Source organism: Pseudomonas sp. UBA6753, assembly GCF_002453565.1.
In the GTDB taxonomy this organism is placed as follows: Bacteria; Pseudomonadota; Gammaproteobacteria; order Pseudomonadales; family Pseudomonadaceae; genus Aquipseudomonas; species Aquipseudomonas putida_Z.
Genome location: NZ_DKHD01000033.1, coordinates 32,183 through 49,755, shown reverse-complemented (window position 1 = coordinate 49,755; position 17,573 = coordinate 32,183). Strand labels below are relative to the sequence as shown.

Here is a 17,573-nt window from a genome sequence, read left to right as displayed (position 1 = left end):
CAGTCTCGTCATCTGGCAGCTGGCAAGTCTAATCGCTCACGCGCCGAATGGGGCGAGTGCCGCTTGGGAAAGTGCGAGGGAATGTGTGCTCGTCGCCGGCCCCTGAGGGCCCGTCAGTCGGACGTGCACGTCTGGTCATACAACAAGGAGGACCAGCTCTGACGTTTCAGGCAGGTTGCCCATGTGCAGTTCGCATGAAGCTTGTGCAGGGCCTTGAGCTAGCTGCTCAAGTTTGAAGCGACCACTGCCATCGCCCGGCGGTTAGCCGGGCAGGGCAGAAGCTTTGCGTAGAACGTCTGTATTAGTACAGACGAACGGCGCGGCGCTGTTCGCGCTGAACTTTCTTGGCGTGACGCTTAACAGCAGCAGCTGCTTTGCGCTTACGCTCGGCGGTCGGCTTCTCGTAAAACTCGCGGCTACGAACTTCAGCCAGTACACCGGCTTTTTCGCAGGAGCGCTTGAAACGACGCAGAGCTACGTCGAAGGGTTCGTTCTCTTTAACTTTGACGGCTGGCATCCAGGGCTACCTTAATTCATTACCGGGGTAGACGTGCTCCTGGCAAAACAAAGGTGTGCTGGAGAACGTCGGTTTTCAAGGGTTGCGGATGTTAACCCTTAGCAAGCCGGAATGCAAAGCCTCTGATCGAAAACCGCTGGTCGGCATCCGACACGGGGACTATCATGCGCGGCTTCGAATTCAGCCCCCACAAGGGACGAACCCATGCTAGTACTGGGATTGGAAACATCCTGCGACGAAACTGGCGTCGCATTATACGACAGCGAACGCGGTTTGTTGGCCGACGCGCTGTTCAGCCAGATCGACCTGCACCGCGTGTTCGGCGGTGTGGTGCCAGAGCTTGCCTCGCGTGACCACGTCAAGCGCATGCTGCCACTCATCCGCCAGGTGCTGGATGAGGCCGGCTGCGTCGCCACCGAGATCGACGCCATCGCCTACACCGCGGGCCCTGGCCTGGTCGGTGCCCTGCTGGTGGGGGCCTCCTGCGCCCAGGCGCTGGCCTTTGCCTGGGACATCCCGGCGATTGGCGTACACCACATGGAAGGCCACCTGCTGGCACCCATGCTGGAAGAAAACCCGCCGGAGTTTCCGTTCGTCGCTTTGTTGGTTTCCGGTGGCCACACGCAGTTGGTGCGGGTCGATGGCATCGGCCAGTACGAGCTGCTGGGCGAGAGCCTGGATGACGCCGCTGGCGAAGCGTTCGACAAGACCGCCAAGCTGATCGGCCTGAACTACCCCGGTGGCCCGGAAATCGCTCGCCTGGCCGAGCGCGGCGTGCCTGGCCGCTTCGTGTTCCCGCGGCCGATGACCGACCGCCCGGGCCTGGAGTTCAGCTTCAGCGGCCTGAAAACCTTTGCCCTGAACACCTGGCAGCAGTGCCGCGATGCCGGCGACGACAGTGAGCAAACCCGTTGCGACCTGTCCCTGGCATTCCAGCAGGCGGTGGTGGAGACTTTGACCATCAAGTGCAAGCGGGCGTTGAAGCAGACTGGCCTCAAGCGTCTGGTCATTGCTGGTGGCGTCAGCGCCAACAAGGCCTTGCGTGCGTCCCTCGAGGACATGCTCGGCAGCATCAAGGGCAACGTGTACTACGCGCGCCCGCAGTTCTGTACCGACAACGGCGCGATGATCGCCTATGCCGGCTGTCAGCGGTTGTTGGCAGGGCAAAAGCAGGACCTGGCAATCAGCGTGCAGGCACGCTGGCCGATGGAGCAGTTGCCGCCGGTTTAAGCGTTAGAAGTGCCGTTCGCGGCCTGCGAACAGGTCGCGCAGGTTGCTGCGGTGGCGCCATACGATCATCGCTGTCAGCACGGTGATCGGCAGCAGGGCCTCTGGCTCGCGCCAGGCCAGCAATGGCAAGGTCAGCGGTGTGGCTATCAGCGCCGCCAGCGAGCTGGTGCGAGTGAGGTAGAAGGTCAGCAACCAGGCACCGATGGCCAGCAGCGCGGCCGGGAAGTACAGGGCCATGAGCATGCCGGCGGCGGTTGCCACGCCCTTGCCGCCCTGGAAGCGGAAGTACAGCGGGAACAGGTGGCCCAGCACTGCGCACACGCCAACCCAGGCCTGCGCGTGCAGGTCCAGCCCGGCACCGCGGGCGAGCAATACCGGCAACAGGCCCTTGCACAGGTCGCCAAGCAGGGTCAGGATCGCCAGTTTGCGGCCTGCCAGGCGTAGCATGTTGGTGGCGCCGGCATTGCCTGAACCGCTGGAACGCGGGTCCGGGCTGCCCGTAAGGCGGCTGAGGACGATGGCGAAGGACAGCGAGCCGAGCAGGTAGGCGAGCAACGCCAGTAACCAAAACATGCTAACTATTCCGGGCGAGGACGCCCTGATTCTAACGGCGCCAGTCGCCCTTGTCGTGCTGTGGAGAGAAGTGCTTGGACAGAGTGTTCATCGAAGGCCTGGAAGTCGATACCGTCATCGGTGCCTATGACTGGGAGCGGGATATTCGCCAGTGCTTGCGCCTGGACCTGAGCTTTGCCTGGGACAACCGCCCGGCTGCGGCCGGTGACGACCTGAACCTGGCGCTGGACTATGCCAGTGTGTCGGCGCGCATCCAGGCGTTTGCCGAACAGGCCCGTTTCGAGTTGGTGGAAACCTTCGCCGAGCGCCTGGTGGCGACGTTGATGGAAGAGTTCCATATCCCGTGGGTGCGGTTGAAACTGACCAAGCCGGGTGCGGTGCCGGCGGCCCGTGGTGGTGTTGGCGTGGAGATCGAGCGCGGATGTCTCTGAGCACGGTTTACCTGGGCCTTGGCAGCAACATCGACCGCGAGGCGCACTTGTGCGCCGGGCTCGATGCGTTGGCGGGCATCCTGACCGACATGCGCTGTTCGCCGGCGTTCGAAAGCCAGGCAGTGGGGATCAAGAGCGGGCCGTTCATAAACTTCGTGGTGACCGGGCAGACTGCGTTGCCGTTGATCGAACTGGACCGCCGGTTGAAGTTCATCGAGGCCGACAATGGCCGCTATGCGCCGGACCGCAAGGGCCTGCCGCTGGATATCGACGTGCTGATGTATGACGGCCTGCACGGCACGTTCGACGGGCTGGTATTGCCTCGGGCCGAGATCCTGAAGAACGCCTTTGTGTTGTGGCCGCTGTCGCTGCTGGCGCCGGAGCTGGTGCATCCGGGGGTAGGCAAGACAATGGCGCAGTTGTGGCAGGAGGCGCGGATTGATCAGGTGTTGGCCCCGGTTGCCTTTGAGTGGCGTGGGTTGCAATTGACTCCCGCGTAAGCCTGTACCGGCCCTTTCGCGGCTAAAGCCGCTCCCACAGGGATCGCGCAACACTTGGCATCATGTGATCGCCGTGGGGGCGGGCGAGCCTTAATGCCGGTCAGTCAAGAAAATTGGGGCCGCTTTGCGGCCCTTCGCGGGCTTGCCCGCTCCCACAGGTTAGGTGCAAGGCTCAGAAAATGCGCGGTTCCTGTGGGAGCGGGCGAGCCCGCGAAAGGGCCGGTATGTTCAACCGAGCTTGTAAGCCTCGAGCGCTTTCAGCCGCTCACCTTTGAGCGCTTCACCCAAGGCCTGGCCAGTCAGCCCTGCCTGCACCAACTGTTTCACATCCACCGCCCGCGTCGCCGCCGCTGCTCCTCGCAGGTAGTCTGCCTGTGGATAACCCGCTTTGCCCTCGCCCAGCGCTGTCATCTCGCAAGCGATCAGGAAGTCTTCGAACCGCTGTGGCCGCCGGTACACATCGAACTTCTGCAACAGCTCCAGCAGTGCCGTGGCAGACAGCTCCTGCGCCTGGTTGCCCAGCTTCAGGCACTCACCCGTCAGCAGCGCCAGCTCCTGACACTCCCGCGGCGCCTTCAGGCGCTGGTTGATGGCTTTGATCGCGGCCGGTGTCAGCGACTGCAGCAGGCAGGCCCAGCGTACATGCAGGGGCTGTTCGTGCATCGCCGCCTGTTCCAGCGCCGCCAGGGCCTGGGGGGCGTCACCAAGCTCTGGCAGCAGCTCCTGCAGGGCCCCACAAGCATGCAGCACCTGGAAGAACACCTGCGGCTGTGCCTCCATCAGCGCCCGCTCGATTTCCTTCCAACTGCGCTCGGCGGTCAGCGCCTGCAGTTCGCCCGAGGCGCTGATCTGGCGCATCAGCTCAAGCGTCTCATCGGCAACCCGAAAACCCAGCGGCGCATAACGAGCAGCAAAGCGCGCAACACGCAGCACGCGCAATGGATCTTCGGCGAATGCCGGAGAAACATGACGTAAAAGGCGCTGATCGAGATCGTTCTGGCCATGGTAGGGGTCGTACACCGTACCCGTCTCGTCCTCAGCCATCGCATTGATGGTCAGGTCACGGCGGATCAGGTCTTCTTCCAGGGTCACATCGGGGCTGGCGTGGAAGGTGAAGCCGCCGTAGCCGCGCCCGCTCTTTCGCTCGGTGCGCGCCAGGGCATATTCCTCGCCGGTTTTCGGGTGCAGGAACACCGGGAAATCAGCGCCGACCGGGCGAAAGCCCTTGGCGTGCATTTCCTCGACCGTGGCGCCGACCACCAGCCAGTCGATATCGCTGACAGGGCGGCCGAGCAGGCGGTCGCGCACGGCGCCGCCAACTTTGTAGATGTGCATGTGCAGCTCTCCATAACTGCCGACAGGATACCCTGTCGGCACTCATGGCGTGGCACTAGAGGTGGTGGATGACGGCCAGGTCCATGCGGCCGTAGTCGGCACTTTCGCCGTGCTCGCCGCGTGGTGGCATGTGGTGGGTTTTCATCACCTGCTCGCCCTGGACGGTCTCCAGGTGGATGTCGAAGCCCCACAGGCGGTGCAGGTGCTTGAGCACTTCATCAGTAGAGTCGCCCAGCGGTTTGCGGTTGTGTTGCTGGTGACGCAAGGTCAGCGAGCGGTCGCCGCGGCGGTCGACGCTCCAGATCTGCACGTTCGGTTCGCGGTTGCCCAGGTTGTACTGCGCCGCCAGTAGTTCGCGAATGGTCCGGTAGCCGGCCTCGTCATGGATGGCAGGTACATACAGGTCGTCGCGCTGGTCGTCATCGAGGATGCTGAACAGCTTCAGATCGCGCATGACCTTCGGCGACAGGTACTGCAGGATGAAGCTCTCGTCCTTGAAGCTGCTCATGGCGAACTTGATGGTAGAAAGCCAGTCACTGCCGGCAATGTCGGGGAACCAGCGGCGATCTTCTTCAGTCGGGTTTTCGCACATGCGGCGGATGTCGGTGTACATCGCAAAACCCAGTGCGTAAGGGTTGATGCCGTTGTAGTAGGGGCTGTCGAAGCCGGGCTGGAACACCACGCTGGTGTGCGACTGCAGGAACTCCATCATGAAGCCTTCGGTGATCAGCCCCTCGTCGTACAGGTCGTTCATCAGCGTGTAGTGCCAGAACGTCGCCCAGCCTTCGTTCATCACCTGGGTCTGGCGCTGCGGGTAGAAATATTGGGCGATCTTGCGCACGATGCGCACCACTTCACGTTGCCAGGGCTCCAGCAGTGGGGCGTTCTTCTCGATGAAATACAGGATGTTTTCCTGTGGTTCGGCGGGGAAGCGCGCATCATCGCGCTCGTTACCCTTGTCGGCACTCTTCGGAATGGTCCTCCAAAGGTCATTGATCTGCCGCTGCAGGTGCTCCTCGCGCTCCTTCTGCCGCCGCCGCTCCTCTTCGGCGGAAATCGGATAAGGCCGCTTGTAACGGTCGACGCCGTAGTTCATCAGGGCGTGGCAGGAGTCGATCAGGTCTTCTACGGCATCGATGCCATGGCGCTCTTCACACTGGGCGATGTACTGCTTGGCGAACACCAGGTAGTCGATGATCGAACTGGCGTCGGTCCAGGTGCGAAATAGGTAGTTGCCCTTGAAGAAACTGTTATGGCCGTAGCAGGCATGGGCGATCACCAGTGCCTGCATGCACATGGTGTTTTCTTCCATCAGATAGGCGATGCACGGGTCGGAGTTGATCACGATCTCATAGGCCAGGCCCATCTGGCCACGGCTGTAGGACTTCTCCGTGCTGAGGAACTGCTTGCCGTAGGACCAGTGGTGATAACCCAGCGGCATGCCGACCGAGGCGTAGGCGTCCATCATCTGCTCGGCGGTAATCACCTCGATCTGGTTGGGGTAGGTGTCCAGGGCGTAACGCTCGGCCAGGCGGCTGATTTCCCGGTCGTAGGTCTGGATCAGTTCGAACGTCCACTCGGACCCGGTGGAAATAGGTTGGCGTCTCTGTGCTCTGGCGGTCATGTGGCTAACCTGCGCTGGAAGAGTTCACGGAAGACCGGGTAGATATCGCCGGCCGATACCAACTGCTGCTGGGCGAACGTGTCGGGGAAGGCTTCGCCGATGCGCTCGTATTCGTACCACAGCGCCTGGTGTTCACGCGGGGTGATTTCAACGTAAGTGTAGTACTGCACATGCGGCATGATCTGCTTGGCCAGGATGTCGCGGCAGATCGGCGAGTCGTCGTTCCAGTTGTCGCCGTCGGAAGCCTGGGCGGCGTAGATGTTCCAGTCGCTGGCCGGGTAGCGTTCGGCCATGACCTCCTGCATCAGTTTGAGGGCGCTGGAAACGATGGTGCCGCCGGTTTCCCGCGAATAGAAGAATTCTTCCTCGTCGACTTCACGGGCGCTGGTGTGGTGGCGGATGAACACCACTTCGATGCGGTCGTAATTACGCTTGAGGAACAGGTACAGCAGGATGAAGAAGCGCTTGGCGATGTCCTTGGTGGCCTGGGTCATTGAGCCGGACACATCCATCAGGCAGAACATCACTGCCTTGGAGCTGGGGTTGGGCTGCTTGACCAGCAGGTTGTACTTGAGGTCGAAGGTGTCGAGGAAGGGCAGGCGGTTGATGCGTGCCTTCAGGCGTTCGATTTCGTGTTCGACTTCCTGGATATCGGTGAAGTTGTCTGGCTCCTCGACCTTCAGGCGGGCGAGTTCCTTCTGTGCTTCGCGCAGCAGTGCGCGGCTGCTGCCGGTCAGGGCGATACGTCGGGCATGGGCCGAACGCAGGGTGCGCACGATGTTGATGCGTGACGGGTTGCCTTCGTTGGCGATACCGGCGCGCACGGTCTTGAAAGTGTCGGCCCCGGTCAGGTGACGTTTGACCAGGTTGGGTAGTTCGAGGTCCTCGAACATGAACTCGAGGAATTCTTCCTGGGTAATCTGGAAGACGAAGTCGTCCATGCCCTCGCCGGAGTTGCCGGCCTTGCCGCGGCCGCTGCCACCGCCGCCGCCTTGGGGCCTTGGGATGTGTTCACCGGCAGTGAATTCCTTGTTGCCTGGATGCACGATGGTCTGCTTGCCCCCGCGACCATGGTGCAGCACCGGTTCGTCGATGTCGCGCCCCGGAATGCTGATCTGCTCGCCATGTTCCATGTCCATGATGGAACGGCGGCTCACCGCCTCTTCGACGGCTTTCTTGATGTGTTCGCGGTACCGCCGCAGGAAGCGCTGGCGGTTCACCGTGCTCTTGTTCTTGCCGTTCAGGCGTCGATCTATAACGTAGCTCATGGTCCCTCCGGTAGCTGGGAACAGCTGCACGCTTCAAGCTACGAGCTGCTGCACATAAAGGCAGCAAAGCAGCTGCCGCCGCCCAGGGCTGGCATAGCAGCCCTGGGCGCGCGGTGGGTAGCTTGTCGCTTTATTGCGATTTCCTGACCCGCAGGTACCATTCCGACAGCAGACGAACCTGTTTGTCGGTGTAGCCACGCTCCACCATACGCGTGACGAAGTCGTTGTGTTTCTGTTGATCCTCCTTGCTTGCCTTGGCGTTGAAGCTGATGACCGGCAGCAGGTCTTCGGTGTTGGAGAACATTTTCTTCTCGATCACCACCCGCAGCTTTTCGTAGCTCAGCCAGCTCGGGTTCTTGCCGTTGTTGTTGGCACGGGCACGCAGCACGAAGTTGACGATTTCGTTGCGGAAATCTTTCGGGTTGCTGATGCCTGCCGGCTTCTCGATCTTCTCCAGTTCTTCGTTGAGGGCGATACGGTTGAGGATTTCGCCGGTTTCCGGGTCGCGGTATTCCTGGTCCTGGATCCAGAAGTCTGCGTACAGCACGTAGCGGTCGAAGATGTTCTGGCCGTATTCGCTGTAGGACTCCAGATAGGCGGTCTGGATTTCCTTGCCGATGAACTCGATGTAGCGCGGGGCCAGGTACTCCTTCAGGTAGCGCAGGTAGCGTTCGCGCACCTCGGCCGGGAACTGTTCCTGCTCGATCTGCTGCTCCAGCACATACAGCAGGTGCACCGGGTTGGCGGCCACTTCATGCGGGTCGAAGTTGAACACCTTGGACAGGATCTTGAAGGCGAAGCGGGTCGACAGGCCGTTCATGCCTTCGTCGACGCCGGCGGCATCGCGGTACTCCTGGATCGACTTGGCCTTCGGATCGGTGTCCTTGAGGTTTTCCCCATCGTACACCCGCATCTTCGAATAGATGTTGGAGTTTTCCGGCTCTTTCAGGCGCGATAGTACGGTGAACTGGGCGAGCATCTTCAGCGTGTCTGGCGCGCAGTGGGCCTTGGCCAGCGAACTGTTGATCAGCAGCTTGTCGTAGATCTTGATTTCGTCGCTGACGCGCAGGCAGTACGGCACCTTGACGATGTAGATCCGGTCGATGAACGCCTCGTTGTTCTTGTTGTTACGGAAGGTGTGCCACTCCGATTCGTTGGAGTGGGCCAGCAGAATCCCGGAGTAGGGGATGGCGCCGAGGCCTTCGGTACTGTTGTAGTTGCCTTCCTGGGTGGCGGTGAGCAACGGGTGCAGGACCTTGATCGGGGCCTTGAACATCTCGACGAATTCCATCAGGCCCTGGTTGGCCCGGCACAGCGCGCCCGAATAGGCATAGGCGTCGGCGTCGTTCTGCGGGAATTCCTCGAGCTTGCGGATATCCACCTTGCCGACCAGCGCCGAAATGTCCTGGTTGTTTTCGTCACCGGGTTCGGTCTTGGCGATGGCGATCTGGTTGAGGATCGACGGGTACAGCTTCACCACCTTGAACTTGCTGATGTCGCCGCCGAACTCCTGCAGGCGCTTGGTGGCCCAGGGCGACATGATGGTGTTCAGGTAGCGCCGCGGGATGCCGAACTCTTCCTCGAGAATGGCCCCGTCTTCGGTGGCGTTGAACAGGCCCAAGGGCGACTCGAATACCGGCGAGCCCTTGATGGCGTAGAACGGCACCTTTTCCATCAGCTGCTTGAGTTTTTCGGCCAGCGACGACTTACCGCCGCCCACCGGGCCCAGCAGATAGAGGATCTGTTTCTTTTCCTCCAGGCCTTGGGCGGCGTGGCGGAAGTAGGACACGATCTGGTCGATGCACTCTTCCATGCCATGGAAGTCGGCAAAGGCCGGATAGCGGCGGATAACCTTGTTGGAGAAGATTCGCGACAGTCTGGAGTTGGTGGAGGTGTCGATCAGCTCCGGCTCACCGATGGCCAGCAACAGCCGTTCGGCCGCCGATGCGTAGGCACTGCGATCCTCTTTGCACAGCTCGAGGTACTCCTGCAGCGAGAGTTCTTCCTGGCGCGTAGACTCGAAACGTTGTTGGAAGTGGCTAAAAATACTCATGACGTCACCTCGCTCGATACGTGGAGACGACGCCGGATCAGTCAGCTGATGCTGGCATGCAACCGGGGTTGCCGATTGCTGTATACCCCCCAGAACACCCTGTAACGCTACCGATGACCCGCACGCCGGTGTACCGGCTCTCCCCTTTTTCTGGATGGCCTGCGCTTAAGAATAGTTGGTTATCCGCAAGGTCAAGGGCGAGGGGCGGAGAAGTTGCGAACGACCGTTCGTCAGATAAGCCGCAAGCCCGCATGGGGCGCGGGCTGCAGTAAAAATGAAAAAATTATTCGGTAGTGCCCTGGGCGGTTTCGGCCGGGTAGGTGGCGCGCCACAGCTCAAAGCCGCCGTCCACGCTGTATACGTCCGAGAAGCCCTGGTTCACCAGATAGGCCGCGGCGCTCTGGCTGGAATTGCCGTGGTAGCACACCACCAGGGTTGGGGCATCGAGGTCAGCATTGCGGATGAACTCGGCGACCGAATGGTTATCCAGATGCTTGGCACCGGTGATGTGGCCGGCGGCAAAGGCCTGCGGGTCGCGAATGTCGACGACTACCGCACCTTGCGCGCGCAGGGCCAGGGCCTGTTCGGGAGGGATGCGCTTGAATTCGCTCATGGGTACGGCTTCCTTCAGGATTGATCGTTCAGTGTAGGCGTTTGGGTGGGGAGGCGTAAGTTGCCGTCGTCGCTGCAGTCACAGCGGTGGTATTCGCCGCTGTCGACGTTGTACAGGGTCATGGCACCGCCCCACACGCAACCGGTGTCCAGGGCGATGATGCCGGGCTCGTCGACCTGCCCCTGCAGGGCGGCCCAGTGGCCGAAGATGATCTTCACGTGGCGTGAGCGGCGGCCTTTGTGTGCGTACCAGGGCTTGTAGCCCTTGGGGGTGGTATCCAGGCCTTCCTTGCTCTTGAGGTCGAGTTTGCCCTCGGCGGTGCAGAAGCGCATGCGCGTGAGGCAGTTGGTGATGACCCGCAGGCGTTCGATGCCGCTGAGGTTCTTGCTCCACTTGTTCGGCTCGTTGCCGTACATGCCGTCCAGGTACAGTTTCAGGCGCTCGTCGTCACGCAGCACTTCCTCGACCTCGGCGGCCAGCTCCAGGGCTTTGCCCAAGGTCCATTGCGGTGGAATGCCGGCGTGAACCAGGGCGATGCCACGGGGTTCGTCGTAATGCAGCAGCTTTTGCTGGCGCAGCCAGTCGAACAGCTGGTCGGCGTCCGGCGCTTCGATGATCTCGCGCAGGGTGTCGCTTTTCTTCAGGCGTTCGACGTTGTGCCAGGCGGCCAGCAGGTGCAGGTCATGGTTGCCCAGCACGCACACCAGCGACTGGCGGATCGAATAAAGGAAGCGCAGGGTTTCCAGTGACTCGGGGCCGCGGTTGACCATGTCACCGACCAGCCACAGGCGGTCGACGGCGGGGTTGAAGTTGACCCTTTCGAGCAGGCACTTGAGTGGCTGCAGGCAGCCCTGCAGGTCACCGACGGCGTAGGTAGCCATCAGTGCAGCGCCCCGGGGACCGCCAGGCGGAAGGGGGCGATCTCGGCATCGAAGCGTTTGCCGTCTTCGGCGAACATCTGGTAGCTGCCCTGCATGGTGCCCACGCGGGTGCTGATGACCGCTCCGCTGCTGTAGGTATGGCTCTGGCCCGGGTCGATGTTGGGCTGCTGGCCGACCACGCCGGCTCCACGCACCTCCTCGACTTCGCCGTCACCGTTGGTGATCAGCCAGTGGCGCGACAGCAGCTTGGCCTTGAGCGAGCCATTGTTCTGCACGGTGATGGTGTAGGCGAAAGCGAAACGACTGTTTTCGGGGTCGGATTGTTCTTTGAGGTAGCGGGTCACGACGCTGACGTCGATCTGATAGCGGGGGTCGGACATGCAAGGGCCTTGGGCGAACTGACGCAATAATGCAGTCTAGGCCATTGGGAGGGGGGAGGGCCAGCGGTGAGGGGCTTGGGGATTTGTGTTGTCTGTCCCGGCCTCTTCGCGGGCACGCCCGCTCCCACAGGATCTCACCCTATTTGAAGGAGGTGATCTACCTGTGGGAGCGGGCGTGCCCGCGAAGAGGCCGGATCAGGTTGAGTCAGACTTTGGGCTGATCGGCCAACTGGTCAGCCAGGCGCACGAAGGCGGCCAGATCCAGCTGTTCAGGGCGCAGGCTGCCGTCCACGCCGGCAGCTTCGATGGCGGCGCTGTCGAGCAGGCCTTTCATGGTGTTGCGCAGGGTCTTGCGGCGCTGGTTGAAGGCTTCGCGTACCACCTGCTCCAGCAGCTTTGCGTCCTTGGCCGGGTACGGCAGCACTTCGTGCGGCACCAGGCGGACGATGGCCGAGTCCACTTTCGGCGGCGGGTTGAAGGCGCCAGGGCCAACGTTGAACAGGTGCTCGACCCGGCAGTGGTACTGCACCATGATCGACAAACGCCCCCAGTCACCACCGCCAGGGCCGGCGGCCATGCGCTCGACCACTTCCTTCTGCAGCATGAAGTGCATGTCGCGGATCAGCCCGGCATGGCTGAGCAGGTGGAAGATCAGTGGGGTGGAGATGTTGTAGGGCAGGTTGCCCACCACCTTGAGGCTGCGCGGTGGCACGCCCAGCTGGTTGAAGTCGAACTTCAGGGCGTCGCCCTGGTGCAGGCGGAAATTGCTGCGACCGGCGAACTTGTGCTGCAGGATCGGCACCAGGTCCTTGTCCAGTTCCACCACGTCCAGCTGTGCCCCGCTGCCCAGCAGGCCTTCGGTCAGGGCGCCCTGGCCGGGGCCGATTTCCAGCAGATGTTCGCCGGCCTTGGCGTTGATGGCACGCAGGATGCGGTCGATGATGCCGGCGTCGTGCAGGAAGTTCTGGCCGAAGCGCTTGCGCGCCCGGTGTTGGTATTGCTCGTTCATGGTCGGTTCTCGGCCATCTGGTAGGCGGTTTCCAGCGCGACGCGCAGGCTGCCGGTGTCGACCTTGCCGGTACCGGCCAGGTCCAGGGCGGTGCCGTGGTCGACCGACGTGCGGATGATCGGCAGGCCCAGGGTCACGTTGACTGCAGCGCCGAAGCCTTTGTACTTGAGTACAGGCAAGCCCTGGTCGTGGTACATCGCCAGCACCGCATCGCAGTGCTCCAGATATTTGGGGGTAAACAGGGTATCGGCCGGCAGCGGCCCGCGCAGGTCCATGCCTTCGGTGCGCAGGCGGGCCAGGGTCGGCTCGATGATGTCGATTTCCTCGCGGCCCAGGTGGCCGCCCTCGCCCGCGTGCGGGTTGAGGCCGCACACCAGGATGCGCGGGTTGGCAATGCCGAACTTGTCGCGCATGTCGGCATGCAGGATACGGGTTACACGCTCGACGCGCTCGGCAGTGATGGCGTCGGCGATGTCGCGCAGCGGCAGGTGTGTGGTCACCAGGGCCACGCGCAGGCCACGGGTGGCCAGCATCATCACCACTTGCGCGGTGTGGGTCAGCTCGGCAAGGAATTCGGTATGCCCGGAGAAGGCGATACCGCTTTCGTTGATCACGCCCTTGTGTACAGGGGCGGTGATCATCCCGGCGAAGTGCCCGTCCAGGCAGCCTTGCCCGGCACGGGTCAGGGTTTCCAGCACGAACGCGGCATTGGCCTTGTCGAGCTGGCCCGGCACTACCGGGGCCGCCAGGGGGGTATCCCAGACGTACAGGCTACCCGCTGGCGCCGGCTGCTCGGGCCATAGGCCCGGGGCTACCGGCAGCAGGTTGACGGCCAGCCCCAGCTGCGTGGCCCGCTCGGCGAGCAGGTCACGGCTGGTGATGGCGATCAGGGGGTGCGGCTGGGCGTCTGCGGCGAGCAGCAGGCACAGGTCGGGGCCTATGCCGGCCGGCTCGCCGGGGGTGACGGCGAAGCGCAGGGGCTTCACTGGGCGGCCTGGTCAGCGCCAGGCAGCTTGATTTCAACGTAGGCCTCGTCGCGGATCTGGCGCAGCCAGGTCTGCAGCTCTTCGTCGTACTTGCGGTTGCGCAGTACGTTCATGGCCTGCTGCTCACGAGCCTGCTCGGTGCTGTCGGTGGCGCGACGGCCCAGCACTTCCAGGACATGCCAGCCGTACTGAGTCTTGAACGGGCGGGTGACTTCGCCTTGGGCGGCGTTGGCCATCTGCTCGCGGAACTCCGGTACCAGGCTGTTCGGGTCGACCCAGTTGAGGTCGCCGCCGTTAAGCGCCGAACCCGGGTCTTCCGAGAAGCTCTTGGCCAGCTCGCCGAAGTCTTCGCCGTTCTTGATGCGCTCGTACAGGCGTTCGGCCAGTTGCTCGGTGGCCGCCTCGCTGCGGATCTCGCTAGGCTTGATCAGGATGTGGCGAACGTGCACTTCGTCACGCAGCACGTTCTCGCTGCCACCACGCTTCTCCTCGAGTTTGAGGATGATGAAGCCGTTGGGGATGCGGATAGGCTGGGTAATTTCGCCAACCGGCATGCTGCTGAGCATCTTGGCGAAGTCTGGTGGCAGCTGGCCGGCTTTACGCCAGCCCATCTCGCCGCCTTCCAGGGCGTTTTCGCTGGCGGAGCGGGCAATGGCCATCTGGCCGAAGTCCGCGCCCTGCTTGAGCTGCTGGTACACATCGCCAACCTGGCGCGCGGCGGCCTGGATGGCTTCCGAGTTGGCCGCTTCCGGGGTCGGGATCAGGATGTTGGCCAGGCGGTACTCTTCCGACATCTGCATCTTGCCAAGGTCGGAGTTGAGGAAGTTCTTCACTTCCTGCTCGGACACCTGGATACGCTCGGCCACGCGGCGCTGGCGCACGCGGCTGATGATCATCTCGCGCTTGACCTGCTCGCGGGCGTCGTCGAACGACATGCCGTCACGGGCCAGGGCGGCGCGGAACTGCTCCAGCGACATGCCGTTGCGCTGGGCAATGGTGCCCATGGCCTGGTTCAGTTCTTCGTCGGTGATGCGGATGCCGGAGCGTTCGCCGATCTGCAGTTGCAGGTTCTCGACGATCAGGCGTTCCAGTACCTGCTGGTCCAGAGCACCGGCAGGCGGCATGCCGCCGCCGCGCTTGGCGATGGTTTGCTGGACCTCGCGGACACGCTGCTCCAGCTGGCTTTGCATAACCACGTCGTTGTCGACGATGGCCACCACGCGATCAAGAGGTTGTACCGCGGCATGCACCGCGCCACTCAGCAATGCAACGCCCAGCAACGCCGGGCGCAGTCGATCAATAAGCTTGGTCTTCACGTTCACGATAACCTTGAATGCCTTGGTCGAGGAAAGACTCGACCTTGTTGCCGACTACACCACCGAGGCCTTTCAGGACGATCTGAAGGAAGATGCCGTGATCGCCTTTCTCGTTCGTCGGGAGTGCTTGGCTGAAGTCGTCGTAATCGATCCAGTAGCGGTTGATCAGACGCAGCTTCCAGCAGCAGTTGTCGTACTCGAAACCGCCCATGGCTTCCAGGGTGCGGTTGCGGTTGTAGTCATGCTGCCAGCGAGCGATGACGCTCCACTGCGGAACGATCGGCCAGATGACCGAGAAGTCATGCTGCTGGATCTTGTAGTAGTCCTTCACGTAGTTAGGGCTGCCCGGGGTGCCATAGTCGCCGCCGCCTACTTTCCAGGTACCGGTCGCAGAGTCGTAGGCGATGGTGTCGTTACGGTAGCGATAACCGAGGTTGACCACCTTGTTCGGGTTGTCTTCAGGCTGGTAGTGGAACATCGCGCTGCCCGAGCGTGGGCTGCTGGTGTCCGGGTCCCAGTTGTAGGTTGAGTTGAAGCGCCAGTCGCGGTTGAAGTAGTAGTTGTACAGCAGCGCGTATGGCGATACGTCGGACTGCGAGTCGGCGCGGTCGCGGTAGTCGATACCCGGCAGCTGGACTTTACGATCCTTGAAGTAGTACGCCTGGCCGATACTGAAGTTCTGGCGTTCGAAGCCGTTCTCTTCGATCCAGCGGGTGGTTACCCCCAGCGACAGCTTGTTCTCGTCACCGATGCGGTCGATGCCGCTGAAGCGGTTGTCGCGGAATAGCGAATCGTAGCTGAACAGGCTTTCACCCGTGGCGAACAGCGGGATGTCCCTCTGATCCTTATATGGGACGTAGAGGTAGAACAGGCGCGGTTCGAGAGTCTGCTTGTAGTTGGTGCCGAACAATGACGTATTTCGGTCAAAGTAGAGCCCACTGTCGACACTGAAGATCGGGATGTCGCGGTTCAGCGAGCTGTTGTAGCTGCCGTACGCCGGGTTAGCCGATTGCGCGATTGCTTGGGCTTTGCCCTCGCTGTCCAAGTCCAGATCGTAGTGGGTGTACGCGTACTTCAGCTTGGGGGTCAGGAAACCGTAACTGGCTTCCATCGGCAGGCTGATCGACGGCGCAACGTTGAAGCGGTTGCCGTTGGCACGGGCAATACCTCTGACGTTCTGGTCCAGGCGACGGCCCGCCGCACCTGCGGAGAAATCAGGGTTGCCGTTTTCATCCAGCACAAAGTCGTCTTTCAGATCACGATCGAAGCGGACTGCCTCGGTTTCGTAGGCAATATTGAGCCCACCCGGTTCGTACGGCAGCTTACCATTGAAGGTAACCTGCGGCAGACGATCATACGGCGTGATCTTCGAGATGGTCGCCATCTCGTAGGCATGTACGTTCAATCGCGCGGTGTAGCTGTCACCACGGTAGGTCAGTGCGCCCTGCTGGTTGAGCAGGTCCTTGGACTCAACACCAATCTGGTCGGACTCGAGATCCTGGAAGTAGAACGGATCGCTGATGTCGGTGTAGTCCACTTCAGCCATCAGGCGCTCGTCCAAGCCACCCTTGTGCTGCCAGTTGACCATCCAGCGCTGTTCTTTGTAGTCAGTCTGGTCTTTGCGGTCGTCGTTCTTGTCGTTGAGGTACGCGCCACCGAACTGGCCTTCGCTGGAAGGCGTCAGGTAGCGGAACTCGCCTTCCATCAGCAGGCCGCGCTTGGTCATGTAGCGCGGGTACAACGTGGCGTCGTAGTTCGGCGCCAGGTTGAAGTAGTACGGCGTGACCAGCATGAAGCCGGTGTCGCTGGTGCTGCTGAACGATGGCGGCAGGAAGCCGGACTGGCGACGGTCGTCGATCGGGAAGTAGATGTACGGTGTGTAGAACACCGGGAAATCCTTGACCCGCAGCGTAACGTTGGTCGCGGTACCGAAACCGGTGGCCGGGTTCAGGGTGATGTTGTTGCCCTTCAGCTGCCAGGCGTTGCTGCCCGGTTCGCAGGTGGTGTACGTACCGTCCTTGAGGCGGATGATGGCGTTCTCGCCACGCTTGGCGTACAGGGCACTGCCGCGGATGTGCGACTTGTGCATCACGTATTCGGCGTTGTCGACCTGGGCTTCGCCCGTGTCGAGCTGGATCTGTGCCTCGTCACCGACCACCAGCGAACCGTTGTCACGGATCTTGACGTTGCCCTTGAGCTCGCCACGGTTTTCGGTCTGGTAGAGGTTGGCCTCGTCGGCCTCGGCCTGCATGCTGCCCTGGCGCATCACCACGTCACCGGCGAGGGTAGCGATCTGCTGCTCCTGCTGGTACTTGGATACCTTGGCGTTGATGTAGGTCGGCGACTCGTCCTTCGGCGTGGTGTCGGCCATGCCCGGGCGGGTTGGCTCGATGTAGGCGCCACCGCAGTACGGGCCGGTTTCGGCCAGCTGTGCGGCAGTGAGCTTTTCACGCGGAACCCAGTCCAGGTGGCTGTAGTCTTCGCTACGCGACTTCAGGCCACGGCCCTTGGCCTCGGTGACCAGCATCGGCCGGTCCGCGGTTTCGCCTTCGCTCGCGGCTTCGGTGCCGGTGCTGACGGCAGCACCCTCGTGCACCGGGCGCGGCGGCAGGTTGTTGGCTGGGGTCTTGGGCTTGCAGTCCCAACCACCGGAGGCGGACACTTGGCAGTCGAACTGTTCGGCTGCCACCACGTAAGACGTGGCCAGAGGTTGCAGGGCCAGCAAACCGCCGGTTACCAGCAACGGAAACTTTCTACGAAACGCGGGGGATTTCAATGCCATCTTATTAGTCCGGGCTTCCTGCGTGCCATCTGCCCGCGTGTGGGGCCGCACGCCTCTCGATGGTCTGAAAAAGAT

The 17,573-nt window shown here is 62.1% G+C and carries 16 protein-coding genes; 3 read left to right on the top strand and 13 right to left on the bottom strand.

All coding sequences use genetic code 11. The annotated features are described in order from the left end of the window. Positions 1-301: 301 nt before the first annotated feature. Positions 302-517, bottom strand: a complete 216-nt coding sequence (rpsU, locus tag B2790_RS14065) for a 30S ribosomal protein S21 (RefSeq protein ID WP_003255575.1) — start codon at positions 515-517, stop codon at positions 302-304. Between the two features lie 204 nt (positions 518-721). On the opposite strand from rpsU, the gene tsaD reads away from it, so the two are divergent. Next, positions 722-1,747, top strand: a complete 1,026-nt coding sequence (tsaD, locus tag B2790_RS14060; RefSeq protein WP_025337452.1) for a tRNA (adenosine(37)-N6)-threonylcarbamoyltransferase complex transferase subunit TsaD — start codon at positions 722-724, stop codon at positions 1,745-1,747. A gap of 3 nt (positions 1,748-1,750) precedes the next feature. On the opposite strand, the gene plsY is transcribed toward tsaD, so the two are convergent. Further along, positions 1,751-2,320 (bottom strand): glycerol-3-phosphate 1-O-acyltransferase PlsY, encoded by a 570-nt coding sequence (plsY, locus tag B2790_RS14055; protein WP_013970581.1) that lies wholly within the window; start codon positions 2,318-2,320, stop codon positions 1,751-1,753. 74 nt (positions 2,321-2,394) lie between these two features. On the opposite strand from plsY, the gene folB reads away from it, so the two are divergent. Together folB and folK are read left to right on the top strand one after the other, a co-directional pair. Next, positions 2,395-2,751 (top strand): dihydroneopterin aldolase, encoded by a 357-nt coding sequence (folB, locus tag B2790_RS14050; RefSeq protein WP_004375185.1) that lies wholly within the window; start codon positions 2,395-2,397, stop codon positions 2,749-2,751. After that, positions 2,742-3,251, top strand: a complete 510-nt coding sequence (folK, locus tag B2790_RS14045; protein ID WP_085664083.1) for a 2-amino-4-hydroxy-6-hydroxymethyldihydropteridine diphosphokinase — start codon at positions 2,742-2,744, stop codon at positions 3,249-3,251. Before folB ends, folK begins: the two co-directional genes overlap by 10 nt. A 228-nt stretch (positions 3,252-3,479) precedes the next feature. On the opposite strand, the gene B2790_RS14040 is transcribed toward folK, so the two are convergent. The 11 genes from B2790_RS14040 to B2790_RS13990 form a co-directional block, all read right to left on the bottom strand. Next, positions 3,480-4,586 (bottom strand): multifunctional CCA addition/repair protein, encoded by a 1,107-nt coding sequence (locus B2790_RS14040; protein ID WP_286919020.1) that lies wholly within the window; start codon positions 4,584-4,586, stop codon positions 3,480-3,482. Between the two features lie 55 nt (positions 4,587-4,641). Beyond that, on the bottom strand, positions 4,642-6,210 hold the full coding sequence (locus tag B2790_RS14035) for a SpoVR family protein (protein WP_025337455.1): 1,569 nt from the start codon (positions 6,208-6,210) through the stop codon (positions 4,642-4,644). Beyond that, a complete protein-coding gene (locus tag B2790_RS14030; RefSeq protein WP_013970586.1) occupies positions 6,207-7,478 on the bottom strand; it encodes a YeaH/YhbH family protein in 1,272 nt (423 codons plus the stop codon). The genes B2790_RS14035 and B2790_RS14030 overlap by 4 nt, the downstream gene beginning before the upstream one ends. A gap of 130 nt (positions 7,479-7,608) precedes the next feature. Then, on the bottom strand, positions 7,609-9,531 hold the full coding sequence (locus tag B2790_RS14025; RefSeq protein WP_015268718.1) for a PrkA family serine protein kinase: 1,923 nt from the start codon (positions 9,529-9,531) through the stop codon (positions 7,609-7,611). A 283-nt stretch (positions 9,532-9,814) separates the two neighbouring features. After that, positions 9,815-10,144 carry a thiosulfate sulfurtransferase GlpE gene (glpE, locus tag B2790_RS14020; protein WP_085692029.1) on the bottom strand — a complete coding sequence of 110 codons (330 nt, stop codon included), beginning with the start codon at positions 10,142-10,144 and terminating at the stop codon, positions 9,815-9,817. Between the two features lie 14 nt (positions 10,145-10,158). Beyond that, positions 10,159-11,025 (bottom strand): symmetrical bis(5'-nucleosyl)-tetraphosphatase, encoded by an 867-nt coding sequence (locus tag B2790_RS14015; RefSeq protein WP_286919019.1) that lies wholly within the window; start codon positions 11,023-11,025, stop codon positions 10,159-10,161. Next, complete coding sequence (gene apaG / locus B2790_RS14010; protein WP_012270198.1) at positions 11,025-11,405, bottom strand: Co2+/Mg2+ efflux protein ApaG; 381 nt, start codon at positions 11,403-11,405, stop codon at positions 11,025-11,027. The genes B2790_RS14015 and apaG overlap by 1 nt, the downstream gene beginning before the upstream one ends. A gap of 205 nt (positions 11,406-11,610) precedes the next feature. Continuing rightward, on the bottom strand, positions 11,611-12,414 hold the full coding sequence (rsmA, locus tag B2790_RS14005) for a 16S rRNA (adenine(1518)-N(6)/adenine(1519)-N(6))-dimethyltransferase RsmA (RefSeq protein ID WP_286919018.1): 804 nt from the start codon (positions 12,412-12,414) through the stop codon (positions 11,611-11,613). Continuing rightward, positions 12,411-13,400: a 4-hydroxythreonine-4-phosphate dehydrogenase PdxA gene (gene pdxA / locus B2790_RS14000; protein ID WP_075044408.1), complete on the bottom strand. Its 990-nt coding sequence runs from the start codon at positions 13,398-13,400 to the stop codon at positions 12,411-12,413. Before pdxA ends, rsmA begins: the two co-directional genes overlap by 4 nt. Beyond that, positions 13,397-14,716, bottom strand: a complete 1,320-nt coding sequence (locus tag B2790_RS13995) for a peptidylprolyl isomerase (protein ID WP_286919017.1) — start codon at positions 14,714-14,716, stop codon at positions 13,397-13,399. Before B2790_RS13995 ends, pdxA begins: the two co-directional genes overlap by 4 nt. Then, positions 14,697-17,498 carry an LPS-assembly protein LptD gene (locus tag B2790_RS13990; protein WP_286919016.1) on the bottom strand — a complete coding sequence of 934 codons (2,802 nt, stop codon included), beginning with the start codon at positions 17,496-17,498 and terminating at the stop codon, positions 14,697-14,699. Before B2790_RS13990 ends, B2790_RS13995 begins: the two co-directional genes overlap by 20 nt. Between the last annotated feature and the right edge of the window lie 75 nt (positions 17,499-17,573).

Coding starts and splice junctions, on each gene's coding strand:
- glpE (WP_085692029.1), bottom strand. CDS start 10,144: ATGAGCGAATTCAAGCGCATCCCTCCCGAACAGGCCCTGGCCCTGCGC.
- B2790_RS13990 (WP_286919016.1), bottom strand. CDS start 17,498: ATGGCATTGAAATCCCCCGCGTTTCGTAGAAAGTTTCCGTTGCTGGTA.
- rsmA (WP_286919018.1), bottom strand. CDS start 12,414: ATGAACGAGCAATACCAACACCGGGCGCGCAAGCGCTTCGGCCAGAAC.
- B2790_RS14035 (WP_025337455.1), bottom strand. CDS start 6,210: ATGACCGCCAGAGCACAGAGACGCCAACCTATTTCCACCGGGTCCGAG.
- rpsU (WP_003255575.1), bottom strand. CDS start 517: ATGCCAGCCGTCAAAGTTAAAGAGAACGAACCCTTCGACGTAGCTCTG.
- tsaD (WP_025337452.1), top strand. CDS start 722: ATGCTAGTACTGGGATTGGAAACATCCTGCGACGAAACTGGCGTCGCA.
- B2790_RS14030 (WP_013970586.1), bottom strand. CDS start 7,478: ATGAGCTACGTTATAGATCGACGCCTGAACGGCAAGAACAAGAGCACG.
- B2790_RS14040 (WP_286919020.1), bottom strand. CDS start 4,586: ATGCACATCTACAAAGTTGGCGGCGCCGTGCGCGACCGCCTGCTCGGC.
- plsY (WP_013970581.1), bottom strand. CDS start 2,320: ATGTTTTGGTTACTGGCGTTGCTCGCCTACCTGCTCGGCTCGCTGTCC.
- B2790_RS14015 (WP_286919019.1), bottom strand. CDS start 11,025: ATGGCTACCTACGCCGTCGGTGACCTGCAGGGCTGCCTGCAGCCACTC.
- folK (WP_085664083.1), top strand. CDS start 2,742: ATGTCTCTGAGCACGGTTTACCTGGGCCTTGGCAGCAACATCGACCGC.
- B2790_RS14025 (WP_015268718.1), bottom strand. CDS start 9,531: ATGAGTATTTTTAGCCACTTCCAACAACGTTTCGAGTCTACGCGCCAG.
- apaG (WP_012270198.1), bottom strand. CDS start 11,405: ATGTCCGACCCCCGCTATCAGATCGACGTCAGCGTCGTGACCCGCTAC.